The 17,092-nt window shown below is 55.1% G+C and carries 18 protein-coding genes and 2 pseudogenes; 6 read left to right on the forward strand and 14 right to left on the reverse strand.

Annotation, left to right across the window (positions count from 1 at the left end; genetic code table 11):
• Position 1 precedes the first annotated feature (1 nt).
• From CRX69_RS19940 to CRX69_RS19955, 4 genes are read right to left on the reverse strand one after another with little or no spacing between them, the layout of a single operon-like run.
• On the reverse strand, positions 2-916 hold the full coding sequence (locus CRX69_RS19940; protein ID WP_107322676.1) for an alpha/beta hydrolase family protein: 915 nt from the start codon (positions 914-916) through the stop codon (positions 2-4).
• On the reverse strand, positions 913-2,604 hold the full coding sequence (locus CRX69_RS19945; RefSeq protein ID WP_107322677.1) for an AMP-binding protein: 1,692 nt from the start codon (positions 2,602-2,604) through the stop codon (positions 913-915). Before CRX69_RS19945 ends, CRX69_RS19940 begins: the two co-directional genes overlap by 4 nt.
• Positions 2,605-2,616: 12 nt before the next feature.
• Positions 2,617-4,392, reverse strand: a complete 1,776-nt coding sequence (locus CRX69_RS19950) for an acyl-CoA dehydrogenase family protein (RefSeq protein ID WP_107322678.1) — start codon at positions 4,390-4,392, stop codon at positions 2,617-2,619.
• 21 nt (positions 4,393-4,413) lie between these two features.
• Positions 4,414-5,211 (reverse strand): crotonase/enoyl-CoA hydratase family protein, encoded by a 798-nt coding sequence (locus tag CRX69_RS19955; protein ID WP_107322679.1) that lies wholly within the window; start codon positions 5,209-5,211, stop codon positions 4,414-4,416.
• A gap of 171 nt (positions 5,212-5,382) precedes the next feature.
• Between CRX69_RS19955 and CRX69_RS19960 the strand changes: the two genes are divergently transcribed.
• Entirely contained in the window at positions 5,383-5,946 is a 564-nt protein-coding gene (locus CRX69_RS19960) for a TetR/AcrR family transcriptional regulator (RefSeq protein WP_107322680.1), read from the forward strand.
• Here the strand turns inward: CRX69_RS19960 and CRX69_RS19965 are convergent.
• Positions 5,943-6,554 (reverse strand): TetR/AcrR family transcriptional regulator, encoded by a 612-nt coding sequence (locus tag CRX69_RS19965; protein WP_240539554.1) that lies wholly within the window; start codon positions 6,552-6,554, stop codon positions 5,943-5,945. The two genes, CRX69_RS19960 and CRX69_RS19965, sit on opposite strands and share 4 nt — an antisense overlap.
• Before the next feature lie 104 nt (positions 6,555-6,658).
• On the opposite strand from CRX69_RS19965, the gene CRX69_RS19970 reads away from it, so the two are divergent.
• A complete protein-coding gene (locus CRX69_RS19970; protein ID WP_107322682.1) occupies positions 6,659-7,054 on the forward strand; it encodes a cupin domain-containing protein in 396 nt (131 codons plus the stop codon).
• A gap of 814 nt (positions 7,055-7,868) precedes the next feature.
• On the opposite strand, the gene CRX69_RS19980 is transcribed toward CRX69_RS19970, so the two are convergent.
• Positions 7,869-8,747: an aldo/keto reductase family oxidoreductase gene (locus CRX69_RS19980; protein ID WP_107322683.1), complete on the reverse strand. Its 879-nt coding sequence runs from the start codon at positions 8,745-8,747 to the stop codon at positions 7,869-7,871.
• A gap of 338 nt (positions 8,748-9,085) precedes the next feature.
• Between CRX69_RS19980 and CRX69_RS19985 the strand changes: the two genes are divergently transcribed.
• The gene (locus CRX69_RS19985; RefSeq protein WP_107322684.1) at positions 9,086-9,688 is read left to right on the forward strand and encodes a TetR/AcrR family transcriptional regulator; all 603 of its coding nucleotides are present in this window, start codon (positions 9,086-9,088) and stop codon (positions 9,686-9,688) included.
• Positions 9,689-9,726: 38 nt separating this feature from the next.
• On the opposite strand, the gene CRX69_RS27960 is transcribed toward CRX69_RS19985, so the two are convergent.
• The 4 genes and pseudogenes from CRX69_RS27960 to CRX69_RS20000 form a co-directional block, all read right to left on the reverse strand.
• On the reverse strand, positions 9,727-9,837 hold the full coding sequence (locus tag CRX69_RS27960) for an IS3 family transposase (protein WP_240539555.1): 111 nt from the start codon (positions 9,835-9,837) through the stop codon (positions 9,727-9,729).
• Positions 9,838-9,849: 12 nt separating this feature from the next.
• Positions 9,850-10,740: an IS3 family transposase gene (locus CRX69_RS19990; protein WP_240539556.1), complete on the reverse strand. Its 891-nt coding sequence runs from the start codon at positions 10,738-10,740 to the stop codon at positions 9,850-9,852.
• Positions 10,707-10,886: pseudogene (locus CRX69_RS27965) on the reverse strand (transposase); the annotation flags it as partial. The pseudogene CRX69_RS27965 and the gene CRX69_RS19990, both read right to left, overlap by 34 nt.
• 270 nt (positions 10,887-11,156) lie before the next feature.
• The gene (locus CRX69_RS20000) at positions 11,157-11,828 is read right to left on the reverse strand and encodes a MoaF C-terminal domain-containing protein (protein ID WP_107322686.1); all 672 of its coding nucleotides are present in this window, start codon (positions 11,826-11,828) and stop codon (positions 11,157-11,159) included.
• A gap of 31 nt (positions 11,829-11,859) precedes the next feature.
• Between CRX69_RS20000 and CRX69_RS27970 the strand changes: the two genes are divergently transcribed.
• Positions 11,860-12,036 carry a hypothetical protein gene (locus tag CRX69_RS27970; protein WP_240539557.1) on the forward strand — a complete coding sequence of 59 codons (177 nt, stop codon included), beginning with the start codon at positions 11,860-11,862 and terminating at the stop codon, positions 12,034-12,036.
• A gap of 81 nt (positions 12,037-12,117) precedes the next feature.
• On the opposite strand, the gene CRX69_RS27975 is transcribed toward CRX69_RS27970, so the two are convergent.
• Positions 12,118-12,303, reverse strand: a complete 186-nt coding sequence (locus CRX69_RS27975) for a hypothetical protein (protein ID WP_240539558.1) — start codon at positions 12,301-12,303, stop codon at positions 12,118-12,120.
• A 290-nt stretch (positions 12,304-12,593) separates the two neighbouring features.
• Between CRX69_RS27975 and tnpC the strand changes: the two are divergent.
• Positions 12,594-13,992 (forward strand): annotated as a pseudogene (gene tnpC / locus CRX69_RS20010) (IS66 family transposase); the annotation flags it as partial.
• Between the two features lie 278 nt (positions 13,993-14,270).
• Here the strand turns inward: tnpC and CRX69_RS27980 are convergent.
• On the reverse strand, positions 14,271-14,483 hold the full coding sequence (locus CRX69_RS27980; protein WP_338053300.1) for a glutathione S-transferase family protein: 213 nt from the start codon (positions 14,481-14,483) through the stop codon (positions 14,271-14,273).
• A gap of 123 nt (positions 14,484-14,606) precedes the next feature.
• Entirely contained in the window at positions 14,607-15,359 is a 753-nt protein-coding gene (locus tag CRX69_RS20020; RefSeq protein WP_107322687.1) for an SDR family oxidoreductase, read from the reverse strand.
• Positions 15,360-15,504: 145 nt separating this feature from the next.
• On the opposite strand from CRX69_RS20020, the gene CRX69_RS20025 reads away from it, so the two are divergent.
• Entirely contained in the window at positions 15,505-16,416 is a 912-nt protein-coding gene (locus CRX69_RS20025; protein WP_107322688.1) for a LysR family transcriptional regulator, read from the forward strand.
• Between the two features lie 427 nt (positions 16,417-16,843).
• On the opposite strand, the gene CRX69_RS20030 is transcribed toward CRX69_RS20025, so the two are convergent.
• Positions 16,844-17,086: a thioredoxin family protein gene (locus CRX69_RS20030; protein WP_107322689.1), complete on the reverse strand. Its 243-nt coding sequence runs from the start codon at positions 17,084-17,086 to the stop codon at positions 16,844-16,846.
• Positions 17,087-17,092 lie beyond the last annotated feature (6 nt).

A 17,092-nucleotide genomic window follows, 5' to 3' on the forward strand; every position in this document is an offset into this window, starting at 1 on the left:
TCTAAGCCTCGGTCAGTCGGTGCTGTTTCGTCGTCTCGGCCTTGTGGGAAACAAGCCATTCGAGTAACTCGTCCCAGACTGGCGCGGCAGATGGGCGGAAATAGCCCATGTGTCCAATGGGCTGTTTTTTTGTGTCGGGATGAAGGTCGCGTACCCGCAACGGGGCATTGCGATAGCCCTTGATGAAAGCATCCCGCGATACGGGTGGTGCCCACGGATCATCCACTGCGTTGGCAAACATGCAGGGCGCGTGAACTCGCGCGTAGCGATCAACGACAGCAGCCATCGCCGGGTCGTCGAAGAAGTAATGGGGGTAGGCGCACCAGCGTCGCCATGCTTTGTAGACCCCCTTCGGCAAGTCGTCGCCCATGCCCAGCAGACTCCAGGCCATGTAGCCCTTGTGTGCGACGATCAAAGGCAGGATGCATGACCACAGCAAGCGGACCTTGAAAGCCTCCAGCCTCGGCATCCACCCGGCCCACCCGGCCCCCGTACCGAAGCAGTAGGCGGCCGTGATGCGGTGATGATTGGGTAGCAACCCCAGTGCATGTCCACCAAAAGAGTGACCGACCCAGTAAAGCGGCGTAATGCCGTCATCCATATGTTCGACTGCCGCTGCCAGGTCGAGCCAACCCCAGTCCAGGTAGGACATCTCAAACCCTTTCAGTGATTTGGGCTTGGAGGCTCCTATGCCCCGGTAATCCATTGTCAGGACGTTGAAGCCTTGTTTGCTGGCATGCTCGGCGAAGCGGCGGTAGAAACGCTGTTGCACCCCCGTCGCCCCCGCCATGATGAGGTTGCCCTTCAACGACCCCTGTGCAGAATAACGGATAGCCGCTAGTCGATAGCCATCGTCAGCCACCAACGTTAATTGATCAGCCATAGAGAAATCGGGTGCGTAAGCCGGCATCGTCATCGGGAGTGCTCCTCCTGCTCGATCCCCACCAACTCCTTGCGCAGAATTTTGCCCACATTGCTCTTGGGTAACTCGTCCCGAAATATGATGCGACGAGGGCGTTTATAGCTGACCAGGTGTTTTTCGCAGTGTGCGATCACGAGAGCTTCATCCAAGTAAGGTTGACGACGTACGACATAGGCGATGGGTACTTCCCCCGCCTTTTCGTCCGGGGCCGGTACAACTGCCGACTCCAGTACTCCGGGGTGAGCGTTCAAGATCCGCTCGATCTCCGAGGGGAATACCTTGAACCCCGAGGAAATGATCATTTCCTTTTTTCGGTCAACCAGGCTCAGATACCCATCCAGATCGAAGAGGCCGATGTCTCCTGTACGGAAGAAACCATCGTGGGTGAAGGCGGCGGCATTTTCTTCGGGACGCTGCCAATAACCGGCCATGATGGCCGGACTACGCACACATATCTCGCCGGCGCCAATAGTGACTTCTTCTTCATCCTCGCCCCGTAGGGAAATTTCAACTCCCGTTACTGGTAAACCTACCGAGCCGGGGCGTGAACGCCCCGCTGGGTTGCAGGAGATCAGCCCGGTTTCGGTCATACCGTAGGCTTCGGTGATATGGCAGCCGGTGATCCGATGCCAGAGCTTGGCCGTGGACTCGCTGACTGGCATGCCCGCACCGAGACAAAGGGCGAGGTCGGTGAAGTCCTGCGAGCGGAAGTTTTCATGCTCCAGGAGCGAGTTGTAGAGGGTGGTGACTCCGGGGAAACTGCTTACTCGGTGACGGGACCATTCTTTGATAAACGCCGTGGTATCGCGTGGATTCATCACCAACACCGCTTTACCACCTTTGGCCAAGGTGAAGAGCAGATTGCCCAGGCCGAGAATATGGTAGAGCGGCACCGCGAGCAGTAACACGTAGTCCTGCTCAGCTCTGCCTAAAAGATGCGGACGCAGAGCCGAATACTGTTGGGCAACGTTGAACAGCAGAGCCCGATGACTGATGGGTACGCCTTTGGGTTGCCCCGTAGTGCCACCGCTATAGATTATGAAGGCTGTCTGCTCGGCTGCGATGGGCCCACGTTGACGGAGTTTGGTCGCCCGAGTGGCTACGACCTTGCGCCAGTCGATGGCGCCTTCTATGCCGGTGAGCTTACTGCCCAAGCGCCGATGGGCTACCCAATTGACCAATGTCCGTCGCCAGCCTAGTTGATCACCTGGAGCGACTTGCACAGCAAGACTCACCCCGGCCTGGAGCATGGCCTGCTGGACTCCCTGGCCCATGGGGCCGAAGAGAAATACAGCTTTGACTTCACTGTCCTTGAAAACCTGTGCCAGCTCCTGCGGTGTATACAAAGGGTTTACGCAGACGGCGATCAAACCCGCCCTGATAATTCCCAGGCACGCCACAGGATGGGCGAGCATGTTTGGCAAAGCGACTGCAACCCGGGCGCCCGGTTGCAGCCCTTGATTGATCAACCAGGTCGCTACTGAGGCACTCAGGTTCTGTAATTGCTCATAACTTATGCTGGCACCCATGGCCGACAGGGCAGGGGCATGAGGCATTTTGGTAGCACTACGCTGCAGCAGCTCTTCGATGGTGCAAACTCCGAGGTCGGCAAGCTCGCCGCTACTCTGCCCGCTACGGACTAACTTCAGCGTCTCGTTATCTTTTTTATTAAAACGATTCATCTGCGCTCCGCCCTAGCCGAGTTGGATTTGTTTGAGCTGCTCAAGACGCGAGGCATTGCGCTTTAGCTTTTCGATAAGCGAAGGCACTCGTAATTCGGCTTCGGAAAAATACAGGCGGGCGAGGGCAGGTTTGCTTCTGAGGAAATCCTCATTAGACGTTGACGGCGCGGCGGCGTCCGCAATCCATGCCCACAAATAGCCAAAAACAACAGTCCCCAGTAGTTCAAGAAAGTCTGGCGCAACCAACCCCACGACATCCCGGTTGAAAACGGTGTCGACGGACAGTTGTTGAATCAATGGTTCGAACTCGACCTGCCAGGCACTCAAAGTCGTTGCAACATCCTCCAGATCTGGGCGTTCGCGCAGACGCTTGGCAAGTGTTGGAATGTGGCTCAGGAAGATTCCCAAGCGCTGCCCCTGGTCACCCAAGGTCTTGCGCCCCAGCAAGTCCAGCGACTGGATATAGTTCGTGCCTTCGTAGATCGGACAGATAGCCGCATCCCTTAGCAATTGCTCCATGCCGGTTTCGACTATGTATCCGTTCCCGCCGAAGAGCTGGAGCGCCGAAGCGATATGTGTACCTGCATGATGCGAGAGATAGCCCTTGACGATGGGTGTCAGCAGTTCTGCAAGGTGGAAAGCCTTAGTGCGCCGCAAGTCATCTGGGTGGCAGCGCGCCTCATCGAGCAGCGTACCGACCCAGGCGCAAAGTAGGCGAGCGGGTTCGATGAACAACCTCTGCTGGACAAGGATCGACTTGACGCCAATATGGCTGAGCAAAGGATCGGCTGCTTGATCCGGGTGTGTAGCACCGTTCAGCGCACGGCCTTGAAGGCGCTCCTGGGTGTAGCTCAGCGCATTCTGGTAAGCGATCTCAGCCAGGCCTACGGTTTGGACACCGACAGCCAGCCGTGCACTGTTCATTAGCACGAACATGCAAGCCAGGCCTCGGTTCAGTTCTCCAACGCGATAGCCCTTGGCATTCTCGAACGACAAGGCGCAAGTAGCGTTGGCGCGAATACCATGTTTATGTTCAAGCGAAACGACTGACACGCCGTTCCCTGAGTTACGTCCATCCAATTGGTACTTTGGCACGACGAACAGGCTGAGGCCGCCGGTACCTGCTGGTGCGCTTTCCGTCCTGGCGAGAACCAAATGAACAATGTTTACGCTCAGATCGTGATCGCCGTTCGAAATGAATATCTTGGCTCCACTGAGCAAGTAGGAATCATCCGGCTGGGCAATTGCTGTCGTGCGAATCAAACCAAGATCACTGCCGGCTTGAGGCTCGGTAAGGCACATGGTGCCAAGCCATTCACCGCTGGCTAGTTTGTCGGAAAACAGGGATCGAACCTGTTCATCGCCGAATCGGTCGATGCAACGTAGAACACCTTCGCGGACATTGGAGAAGATGCTGAAAGACACGTTGGAGGAAGCGAGCATTTCATCAAAGAAAACACCGGCTGCTCCTGGGAAGCCTTGCCCCCCGATCGCCATTGGCACTGTCAGGGCGGGCCAACCGTTCTCTTGGAACAGGCGGTAAGCCGATTGAAAACCCCGCGGGGTTTTGACTTCACCATTTTCGAGCCGGCAGCCCTCGACGTCGCCGCTGCCGTTCAAAGGCAGCAGTTGTTCCTGGGTGAGTTCGGCACCGACCTCCAGAGTTGCCTTGAACAGGTCGATGTCGATATGGCAGTGCTCTGGTAGCAGAGGCAACAGCTCTGGAAGTCGAAGAACCTTGCGAGCGAGGAAATCGCACTCCTCCAATGGTGCTTGGTACTGAAGCATGTCGTTGCCCCTGCTGGTGAGTTAACGGCCTTTGAATTGCGGCTCGCGTTTCTGCATCATCGCCATCACACCTTCACGCACGTCTTCACTCTTGATCAGCGTGAACAACAGCTCATTGAGATTGGAGAGGGCGGCATCGTCGCCTTCATCTCGAGCCTGGAAGGCGGACTGCAACGTAGCCTTGATCGCCAGGGGGGCGGCCTTGGCGATGCGTTCGGCGTATTCGATGGCACGAGGCAACTCCTGCCCGGGCTCAACAACCTCGGTCAGCAGACGCATACCTAATGCATCATCGGCATCGAACTCTTCGCCGGTCAGCATGTAGCGCATTGCGTTGGTCCATCCGGCCGCTTGTGTGAAGCGCACAGTGGAACCGCCGGAGGGTGGAATACCACGCAAGACTTCCAGATGAGCGAAGCGGGTGTTGCTCGCGGCTATTGCGATGTCGGCGTTGAGCATCAGCTCGATGCCTGCTGTGTAGCAGGTACCTTGTACGACGAGGACAATCGGTTTGGTGCGACGCGGCTTCGAGACGCCCCAAGGATCGATGCCTCCATCGGGATACTTGAATCCCCCCGAAGCCAGCTTTGGCGTCAGTTCCATCAGATCCAAGCCAGCGGTGAAATGCTCGCCGTGGGCAAACACGACTGCGCAGCGCATGTCCGCATTGCGCTCGTACTCACCCAGCGCCAAGGCTAGGTCGTTCAGCATGGCGCTGTCGAAAGCATTACGTTTGCCGGCCCGATCCAGACCGATAAGGAACAGATGACCACGCTGCTCCCGGGTGACTCGACCCGGACCGCTGTTTGCTTCGCTCATGGGAAATTATCCTGGCGTTGTGAGATGAGGACCTGTATTTTCAGGCGAACCGTAGATACTTACCGAACGTTCGGTTTGTAAAAACTAAACAAACATTCGGTAACCGTCAAATTGAGACGCCAACGCTTATGGCATAGAATCAATTTGCATGATTGAGAACTGGATAAGCCCATGCGGCCACTGAAAATCCCGCGCGATGAGCTCCTACAGCGCTGCGCCAACACCTTCAAGCGTCTTGGCTACCATGGCACTACCATGGATGCGTTATCGTCCGCCTGTGGACTGACCAAGGCCTCGTTCTATCATCACTACCCCAACAAGGAATCGCTCCTGCGGGACGTATTGGACTGGACGCATGAACGGCTGAAACAGTCGTTGTTTTCTATCGCTTTTGATGAAAGTCTGGCGCCGCAGGAGCGACTTACACGCATGGGGCGCAAGGCTGGCAAGCTCTTTCAGGACGATTCGATCGGCTGTCTGATGGGCGTCGTTGCGGTCGATGCCACCTATGGCAAGGTAGAGCTCATGGCGCCCATTCAGCGCTTTCTGGATGACTGGACTCTGGCGTTTGCCGAGCTCTATGGCGGCCAGCACAGCAGGGAAGAGTCACTGCGTTTGGGGCGGCAGTTGGTAGCCGATTTCGAGGGCGCAATCTTATTGGCCCGTATCTACGCAGATCCAAGCTACATAGACGCGGTGATCGAGCGCGGCCTGAGGCAGTTGGACTGCGCCTAGGTCAGTTCCCTTTCAAAACTCCGTTTCACTTCCCCCCATATCAAGTCGAGCGGTTCTACACTGCGGGCTGCCCTGCAAAGAGCGACAGACCCCTCGATAGCGGCGATTGCCAGTAGCGCCAGACTGTGTGACCGAGCCTTGGTCACTCCAGCCTCCCGTAGCGATGAATCGATGATTTCTCGCCATTGCACAAAGATGGCGTTGGCTTGATTTAGCAGTTGAGTCTGGATTTGCGCTTCGAGTTCGGGCTCAGCTTCGCCACGTTGATCGGATGTGTACTGCTCCACTGAAACGGCCAATACCGCACAACCAGCCTGATAGTCGGATTCTTCCAAAATTTTTCGCCACAAATCAACGAAGCGTTTCATGCCATTCACTGGGCCGTATTTATGCAACAGTAATTTCAGCGGCTCCGTGACTTCGCGTCCGGCATGCTCAACCGCGGCTTCAAGCAGTTGGCGCTTACCGCCAGGAAAATGATGGGCAATGGATCCGCGCGGCGTGTTTGAGTAGCGCACCACCTCACGCATGCTGGTTGCTGTCAGCCCCTTGCGTCGTAGAAGATCCGCTGCGCCGACAATCATTCGATCTCGAGTAGAAGTGTTCATTTTAAAAAATTATGCCATCCGTCATAGTTTGGTGTAGTCTCGGTTTCGACTATGCCACGTGCCATAGTCTCTATCTACTCATTCCGATACGAGGCACAAAAACAATGACTGCTCGTCCAACGCTTCCCAATCCAATCGATTCCGTAGCCCTGGCCTCGCTCGACGCACCCGAAGGCTGGCTTGCCTACCCGCTGGGCGATGATGTAATCGAAGGTAATCCCGATACACGGATGAAGTTGCTTCGCACCGTAGGCGTGAAAACCCCGTACAAAGCCGTCGCGTTTTTTACTTCTCAACCTTCGAAGTTCGACTGGCGCTTTGAAAACGATGAAGCCTTCGTACTGCTTGAAGGTTGTATCGCAATCACTATGGACACCGGCGAGCGATTCGAGATGACAGCCGGCGATGCTGTCTCTATTCCGGCAGGACACACCGGTGTCTGCGAAGTCTTGGAGTTCAGCCGGAAATTCACCGTGGTGACGAGTGGGGGCGTCGAGTAATCTGAGATTGAGGCAGCGAGGGGCTGTGAACCCCGCCGTTCGCTGCCTTCGATGAAGGGAAGCGCAGATGACTTGGCGCTGAAGCCGCCATAGCGCAATGAAGACCATTACTGAGGAACAGTGATCTCAGACCCTCAAATGCCAACGACAGCGCTCAATTCAACCGCCAGATGCGCCAAAGCTTGTGACGCTGCGGTTGTTTGCTGCGCACCTTCGGACGACTGGATAGAGAGTTTGCGAATATTAAGCAAGTTTCTGTCCACCTAATGGGCCACATGGGCATGTTCTTCAGTCTGTGCAATCCAAAGTGTGACTCTGAAATTGTTATTTATTGCTGCATGCTTTATGAGGCTAGAGAAGGCAGGGCGGCAAAAAGGTGAAAGACAAATCGCATGATACGGTTATGGAAAAGTATTTCCGCACCGACCCGTCTATGCTACGGAATTGCTTGACGAAGTCCGTAACAATGGTTGTTCAGCAGAGCTGGCCATTCTATTGCGACAGTTAGGCATGGTCTCGGCAGTTAATCAAAATTCGGGGGTGAATATGTAGGGAATGTCTTGTATTTTTAATTTGAAAGTAGTGTCGTTACGCAGCTGTAAATAATATTGTTTCAACTGACTTATGCTATTCCTATTTAGTAAAATTTAAGAGTAATAATAGTTGGTGGCCGGTATTTACTTGCGTGCGAAGCCAAAAAGCCCGTGTAATTGCGGGCTTTTTGGCTTTCAGTGGGTTGGGATTTTGCTCAAGCCCCGCCTTCATGGCAGCTAGAGCATATGATCTAACATCAGACTAAGCCGCCTAAGCTTCACTAATCGACCTGTCCTGAAACGCTATTGAGTTTCGCCACCTGTGTGTCTGACAGCACGAGATCTGAGGCGGCAAAATTCTCTCTAAGATGAACTGGAGAAGAAGTTCCCGCGATCACCAGAATATTTGGAGAGCGCTGCAGAAGCCATGCTAGTGCAACCTGCTTCGGAGTTGCTCCGACCTCTTCAGCCACTTGTGAAAGAAGCGACGATTGCAGGGGAGAAAAACCACCTAGTGGGAAAAATGGAACATAAGCCACTCCTTCCGCTGCTAGAGAGTCGATGAAATCGTCGTCATCTCGCTTGACCAAATTGTACTGATTTTGGACGCAAACAATCTTCGCTACCGATTTGGCTTCTGCAAACTGTGTCGGAGTAACATTGCTCAGGCCAATATGACGGATCACACCCTGATGCTGCAACTCGATGAGAGCTTGGAGCGGCTGTAAGACTGATCGATCATCCGGGCTATTAGGACCGCCGAGCCTTAGGTTGACGACATCGAGCGTTTCGAGGCCGAGGCTGGCAAGGTTTTCATGCACGGCGCGCTTGAGTCCATCCGGCGTATGATCGGGCGTCCAAGACGCATCTTGACCGCGTACGAAACCGACCTTGGTTATGATCGTCAGGTCATCAGGATATGGCGACAGCGCTTCGCGGATTAGTTGGTTAGATGTACCGGGACCGTAGAATTCGGCCGTGTCGATGTGATTGGCGCCTATTGCTATTGCATCGCGCAACACTTCAAGAGCCGCTTCCCTATCACGCGGTGGCCCCCATACATGAGGGCCGGGCAATTGCATAGTTCCATAGCCCATACGCTTCAGACATAACGAAGTGCCAGCCGGAGTGAACGTGCCTCCGAGGTAAGAAGATTTCATGAGATTCTCCTGAATATGGTTGGTAGTTTCTAATTGAAAAGAACGATGATCTTGCACGGCTGATGACCGAACAACTGTTGATGCCACTCGGCGAGCGCGAGGAGAGAGTTTAGGGAGGTTGCCTGCTCGCGCACGTGTACTCCACCCTTGCCTGCGTGAGATGTAGGAAGGCACTTTCTGCGAGATGCTTCTTCGAAGCCATGAATGTTTTTGGCTCTCATAAGTGACTTCCAGCTTGGGTCTAGGCAGGCTTTGATGATAGATTCTGCACCGAGTGCAAATAAATATATTGCACTCGGTGCATTTTTGCAAGGCCTAGATATGCGGAGAGCGTTGCCATGGAACCCGAGTTGAAACACAGAGATGGCGTTCGAGAAAAGAAACGCCGCGAGATGTACCGTCGTATCACCGACGTAGGTCTGACACTGTTCGCAGAGCATGGCTACGAGGCCACGACACTCGATGCGATTGCAGAAGCGTCGGGCATTGCACGTCGTACCTTCTTTCATTATTTCCGCTCTAAAGAAGAAATAATCTTGGCTTGGCAAAAGGCGCTGCCTGACGAGCTATATGCCGAAATATTGAAGCGGGGTGTAGATGCATCCCCAATCGCCACGACCCAAGCGGCTTTAATTGAGCTGGCAGCGAATATGCATCCGGATGTCGCGGTATTGATCGGTAGGATCGTCCAGTCCACTGAACAGCTTCAATCGGGTAATCAGGCCAAATTTCTGCGAATGGAGCACGCCGCCTACGGAGCATTATGCGAGCTTTGGCCGGATGCTGCGAGACGGGTTGGGCTACATCTGGCAGCAATGGTTGGAGTCGGGTCTATGCGCCTTGCGATCGATGCTTGGGTTGCCGAAGGATGTCAGAGGCCCCTTAGAGAGTATCTCGAGGCGAACTTCAATTGCCTGAAAACTGAAGTAGGTGCTTGCTAGATGGCATTGGACTGCCCCCCCGTAGACATTTTCCAGCCTCAAAGTGAGGCATTTTCGAAGGACTCAGGACTGACGCCGCCCAGGTGACTGTGACGACGCGTTCGGTTATAGAATGCTTCAATAAAATCGAATACGTCGGCACGGGCCATGTCATGGGTATCTTAGATCCTCTTGCGTATGCGTTCTTTTTTCAGGCTGCTAAAAAAAGACTCCGCCACGGCATTGTCCCAGCAGTTTCCTCGGCGGCTCATACTCGGCTCTAGGTGGTTGGCCAAACAAAAACGTTTCCAGTCATCGCTGCCATATTGGCTCCCCTGATCCGAATGCACGATGACTCTGGCTCTGGGTTTACGGCGCAATACCGCAATGAGCAGTGCGTCCAGCGCCAGCTCCTTGCCCAGCGTTGGCTTCATTGACCAGCCAACCACCTTGCGAGCGTAGAGATCCAGTACGACGGCCAGATATAACCATCCCTGCCACGTTCGGATGTAAGTGATATCAGTCACCCACACCTTACTAGGGGCATCGACAGTGAAGGCCCGGTTGAGTCGATTGGCGGCAATGATCGATGGCCTCCCTTTGATTGCGCGCGGGGCTTTATAGCCTCTGAGCGTCTTGATTTTATTGGTGCGCATCAATGCCGCAACACGGTGCTTGCCGCAACTTTCTCCAGCCTCGCGCAAGTCAGCAAACTCCCTGCGTGCGCCATGCACACCTCGACTGGCTGCATAGGAGTCGTGGATCAGCCCTAACAGCCGACCATTCTCATTTTCTCGATCAGAAACAGGCTTGTGTAGCCATCGATAGAACCCGGCACGAGCAACTTGCAAAACCCGACACAGCGTAGTGATTGCGTATTGGAGTCGATGCTCGTTCATAAAGCGGTATTTCACTCGGGTTCCCTGGCGAAGTACCGCGCTGCTTTTTTTAATATGTCGCGTTCTTCTTCCAAGCGTCGCATTTGGGCTCGCAGTCGCAAAATTTTGCTTTTGGCTTCGAGCAGCTTGCTGGCCTGTTTCTCGGTTTTGTCGGGCGTTACGGCTTTGACCCATTTGTAGAGGCTGTGGGTCGAAACGCCGAGGTGCTCGGCTGTTTCCGCAACGGAGCATCCGCGTTCAAAGACTTGCCTGACGGCTTCTGCCTTGAATTCCAGCGTGAATCGTTGGGTGCTCATAAACTTCCTCCTATGCTCAAGCATAGGCTGGAGATGTCCACGATGCCGGTGGCAGTCCAGTTTAAGGCAAAGAGGTGTTTACATAACCCGAGGCGATTCAGACTGAGCGATGGCCACCACCAGTATTCCTGCCGCAACCAGGCGAAGCGCCAAGAAGGTGTTACGGTGCTTCATCCACTGCATGGTCTGTTGGCGCGGCTGAATGACGTGTCGGTTGAGCACGGATAGCCACCTGTGCGAGGGGGGCTCCCTCGTACAGGTTCAAGTGGGCATTTGTGCCTGGAAGTCGTACATTCAAAATGAAGCAGGGTACGCCGTCTCGTTCAGTACCGTCGCCTTCGAACCAAAGGTGAGGTGGATCAGCTTTTCAGGCTTTGGGTCCCAGCAAAAGAAGCGTCCGACGGAACGCATTTGCGCAAGGTCCACGACAATGACTGATTCCACCGGCATGACCGTTTCGGTCCAGAACAGCACGTAAAGGTCATCGGCAACGTCGAAATAAGCGCCACGCTCGACATCCGCCATGCCTTTTTCCGCACCGTTCACGCAGTGCCAGGCCATGGTTTGCGCGCCGAGATAGACGTGTTCATACCAATCGTCCGCGCTGTAGCGGTACAGCACGCGCTTACCTACCAGGCTGGATGCCTGGATAATGGGTGCCCCACCTTGCTTGCCATCGACCACGGCGGTCATGAAATCGGTACGGGTGCGTTTTTCATTCCCTCGATGGTAAAAGGCAGAGACTGCCGCCAACACGTCGCCAGTCTCGTATTTCCACACTAGGGTGGCCGACTCCTGGTGTTCGGGTTTCAGGAATTCGACGACAAAGATGCCGGGCCGTACCTCCACCGCTTCGAACAACGCAGCAGTCTCTTCCGGTTGCAGAAGACAAGAAGGATTTCGTCCTCTCACTTCATACTGTTCATGACGGTTTTGGCGCCATAGGTCACCATTCTGCGCGGGCATTGCATGCGGCTCGCTGATTGGAAGTCGCGATTTGACCAAGGCACAGTTGACTGCAAAAGAGGCCGACGGGGCACAGGGCGTGCTCATTGACCCGACCGTAGACAACCTGGGTCTGAATGATCATCCGGTCAGTGGCGTGGCGCTGTTCTACATGGATCACGCCTTCGCCGGGCTGCGTTTCGCGCAACAGCGCAAGGTCTGCTCCTGAGCATTTCTTCTGGCGTTTTAGAAATGCGCCGCAAATCGCCCGTTACATTCACCAGCCTGACGCGTCGACCATCGTCCTCGGTTATGAGTGGATGGTCGGCGCGACGATGGTGGCGACGCTGCACATTGCCGGGGCATTTGGCCGGGTGGACGAGCGTTGGTCGACGAGCAGGACGGTGGCGGGCCGACGGTGGCCAAGGATTTCGAACACCTGAACAAGATTCTGCCCGCTGCCCTTACACGGCGCGATGGCAAGTATGTCTGGCATGAAGGGGAGGATGCCAAGGTCAGCTTCCGTGCGGCGGACGGTGGAGGCTGGCCGCACTCAAATCGCATAAGGACTATGCTTGTTTTAGCTTTTGATAGCTGCTGAAAACAAATCCAGAATCAAGTCCTGTCCTGCTTCAGGTATAGACGAAACCCTTATACTTCAATGAGTCGGACACCAGATACGAGTCTCGTTTCCCGCTCAAAATATTGCGCTACAGTGGTAAGCGGATGGCGAATACACCTACCGAACTCCAGCATTAAGGGCGATGGTGTCCGCGTATTTTTGATCTGACCTACGAGATCGCACAGCTCAAGCGTTTGAAGTTTGCCAAGCGCAGTGAGCAGATGAGTCCTGAGCAGGCCAGCATGCTCGATGACCTGACCGATACTGATATTGCGGCGATTGAGGCCGAGCTTCAGGCGTTGCAAATAGCACCAGCGGCGACCGAGAAAAAGCAAAAGCCCAAGCGCACGGCATTGCCGGCAGAATTCCCGCGCTCGTTGATCCATCACGAACCGGACAACACTCACTGCCCATGCGGCTGCGCACTGAAGCGCATCGGTGAAGATGTCAGCGATAAGCTGGACTACACGCCTGGACGTGTTCACCGTTGAGCGCCATGTTCGTGGCAGGTGGGTTTGCGATGACTGCGAACGCTAATCCAGGTGCCGGTACCTGCGCACCTCATCGACAAGGGCATCCCGACTGCCGGATTACTTGAGCACGTCATGATTGCGAAGTTCGCTGATCATCTTCCGCTTTACCGTCAGGAATCAATTTTCGGTCGAGCTGGCTTGGCGATTCCACGTTCGACGTTGGCCCAATGGGTTGGCATGACGGGCGAGCAGTTACAGCCCTTGGTCGATGCCTTGCGTGACGTAGTGATCGGGCAACAGGTCGTGCACGCAGATGAAACACCCGTGCAAATGCTCTCTCCGGGCTCGAAGACAACCACCGCTCTTATGTTTGGGCGTACGCCATCAGCCAGTTCTGCGAAACAGCCGCTGTCGTTTATGACCTCAGCCCCAGTCGTGCCGGTGAACATGCTCGTTACTTCCTGCAAGGCTGGAAAGGAAAGTTGGTTTGCGACGATTTTGCCGTTTATAAGGCCAGCATCGAACTCGGCGTGACCGAGATCGGCTGCATTGCCCACGCCCGGCGCAAGTTCTTCGAGTTGCACGCAACAAACAAGAGCCAGATCGCTGAGCAGGCGCTGCGCTACATCCAGTTGTTGTACGAAATCGAGAGCGAAGTGCGTGACCTGGAGCCCGATTTACGATGCCGGATACGGCAAGAAAAAGCCGCACCGGTGATGAATAGGTTGCATGCCTGGATAATTGCCCAGCGTGAACTTGTGCCCGAAGGTTAGGCCATCAGCAAAGCTCTCGATTACAGCCTCAAACGCTGGGCAGCGCTGTCGCGCTACCTCAATGACGGGCCGTACCCATTGATAATAATTGCGCGGAGAATCAGATCCCACCATGGGCTCTTGGCCGCAAGAACTGGCTCTTCGCCTGATCGCTACGCAGCGGAAAACGGGTTGCGGCGATCATTAGCTTGATCCAGTCGGCGCGGCTCAACGGGCATGACCCGTACGCCTATCTAAAGGATGTTCTCACGCGCCTGCCGACGCAGCAGGCCAGTGAGATTTCCGACTTGCTACCGCACAGATGGACGCGAGCGTAATAAAAAGCTTAAGCGCTACGCGGCAAGCTCAACGTAGCTAGACTCCCCACCTCCAGTCGCGCCCGACAACCAACCCCATACGAACATCAGAGTGGTACGTCCTCCGTGATCAACGCCTACATTGCCACGAGACCAGCCAGCAAGAATCTCACACGGTGTTGCGCACGCAGCAGCGCATCCGCAGGATGCAATGCTGGCCCAGGCTGAACATCCTCAACATATTCACAGATTGCAACGCTTTCGAATAGAACGAACTCACGCCCGTTACCGTGTAAAACCTAGAGCAGCGGAACCTTGGCCGTTGGAGACAAAGCGAGGAACCAGTCTGGCTTGTCGCGAAGATCAACATGGATTCGCTCGAAAGAAATCCCTTTTTCGTTCAAAACAATGGCGACACGCTGAACGAAAGGGCATAGAGGGTGGCTGACGAGTGTCAATTGCGTTTGTGGCATTGGAATGCTCCCTGTAAACATGAAGCCCACCCCACGCATGGCGGGGCGAGCGCATGGCGGTTGATTTACCCGTGTGTCTTCGAAAAATCCTGCCGAGGGTGATAGCTCAAAGACTGGCAGAAGAAGTCGGCATGAGAGTGCTCCTTCAGGTGCCGTCTGCAATCAGCCGTTCAGCGTGCGGCCGCCGTCAACGATAATTTCGGAGCCGACCGTCCATCGGGACTCGTCGGAAGCTAGGTACAGCACTGCTTTGGCCACTTCCTCCGGCGTGCCGAAGCGGCCGAATGGAATGGTTGCGGCAATGTCCTTGTTGACCTGGTCGCGGTAGGCATCGGGGATGCCGAGCTTGTCGTACAGCGGCGTTTCAACCGGGCCAGGACTGACGGTGTTGACGCGAATCCCGCGTCCGAGCAGTTCGCTTGAAAGCGTCTTCGACATGTTCAGAAATGCAGCCTTGGTCGCGGCATATACCGACGAATTCGCCGCGCCGACGTGCGCGTTGATCGACGTATTGAGCACCACCGATGTGGGGTTCGCGAAGACAGGCAACAGCGCCTGGATCAGGAAATAGGGTCCCTTGACGTTGATGTCGAACGAGCGATCGAACATTTCTTCCGTCCACGCTTCGATCGGCGCCCAAACGGATACGCCAGCGTTGAGAAAGGCGATATCAAGCTGATCATAGTGAGCCTGGACGGCTTGCGCCAACTCCTTCTGAGCGGCCACGTTGGCTGAATCGGCACGCAGCACAAGAGCCTCGTCGCCAAGTTCCGCCTTGGCCTTCGCTATGGAATCTGGATTGACGCCGGTGACGATAACGCGTGCGCCTTCGGCGAGGAACTGCTTGGCTGTTTCGAGGCCAATGCCACTGGTGCCGCCGGTGATGAGAGTGCGTTTGCCTTGCAAGCGGGACATAAAAGTTCTCCTGTAGATAATCTCATGATCAACCAGCGCTGGCTGACCTGGTGCGAGGAGAACTATGTACTCATGCTTGAAAATCCTTAAGATGGCTTTTTTGTATATGATTCATGCTTCAAATACATGAGTGAGTGACTGAACTTTGGACCGGTTTCTTGTGATGACGTGCTTCGCGCGTGCGGTGGAGACGGGTAGCTTCTCTGCTGCCGGTCGCGACTTGGGCTTGGGGCAGCCGAATGTCAGCCGCTACGTGGCGGCACTGGAGGAGCATCTACAAACTCGACTGCTGCACCGGTCAACGCGCAAGCTTGCCCTCACTCCAGAGGGGGAACGCTACTATGCGGAAGTCCGGCGCATCCTTGACGCCGTGGAGGAGTCAGAATCGTCCTTCAGGGAGAACGTCGATCCGTCTGGCGTGTTGCGCGTCGCCTGCCCGACCGCGCTGGCCCATGCATTCGTGTTGCCGCATGTTCCCGCCTTCCTGGAGCGCTATCCAGGATTGATGCTGGATCTCCAGATCAATGATCGATATGTAAGTCTGGTCGATGAGGGAGCTGAACTGGCGATTCGGATCGGCCATTTGGAAGACAGCGCACTGCGCGCGCGGCGCATCGGTCTGTTGGAGCGCGTGTTCGTAGCCAGCAAGGGCTATCTCGCTAAACGCGGCGTCCCCGTCACGCCCAATGATCTACGCGGCCACGATTGCGTGATCTACACCCTGCTGTCGTCAGGTGCCACATGGCGCTTCCGGGATACCGAAGTTCCGGTATCCGGCAGGCTCCGGGTTAACTCCCCTGAGGCCGTACGCGGATCTGTAAATGCGGGACTAGGGATCGGACATGGGCCGGAATGGCTTTTCGAGGAAGGGCTCAAGAACGGCAATTTGCAATTGCTGCTGACGGGACACACTGCCCCTCCGGTCCCGGTTCAAATCGTCTATGTTGCAAACAGACTGCTTCCGACGCGGGCCGTCGTATTCATGGATTTTATCGCAGAAGTGTTTTCAAAGGTTCCTGCACTCAACGCCCGCCATGAGTTGCCTCTTGTACGATAAGGCTATTATGAGGGAGTGCTTGAAAGGGATCGGCGCCGATTGGCAAACCAGTAAGCCATGGCGTCGCACGGCGGGCGATGCGCGCCTTCTGGACGACAATGACAGTCCGAAGATTTCATTGCGCATCAACACCCGTGAATTGGCACAAGCGCTATACAGAATAAAGTCGTTGCTGCTCTGTTAGTCATTCAATACGCGGACAGCATCGTCCTTAATGCTAGAGTTAGGAAGGTGTGTTCCCAGAACGCTTACGCTATGAGTGCAACTTCTTGGTCCTGACCTTGAATAAGTTGACCCACATCACACCTCCGGGCCTGAGGGGCACAAAAAGTTGGCCGATGAGCAGCCCCCACGGGCCCCTAACCCAAAGCCGTCATCTGCACAGTGGAAGTGTTGAGGTCGTTCGGCTGTTTTGGCTTTGACAGTATCATTGCGCAGTCGAAATCCAGCCTTGGATATCCGCAACAGTCGGAATCTTCCCGCTGCTTACAACCTTCTCATTGATCACCAGAGCCGGCGTGGCGAGGATGTCATACGTTACCATCTTGCCCATGTCGGTGATCTTTTCGAATTCGGCTTGAATATTTAGATTCAGCGTGGCTTGACGGGCTACAGCCTCAAGCTTCTTGCAGTTGGCGCACCCTGAACCGAGAGTTTTGATATTCAGCATTGAAAG

It is taken from the genome of Pseudomonas rhizophila, from assembly GCF_003033885.1.
GTDB lineage: Bacteria > Pseudomonadota > Gammaproteobacteria > Pseudomonadales > Pseudomonadaceae > Aquipseudomonas > Aquipseudomonas rhizophila.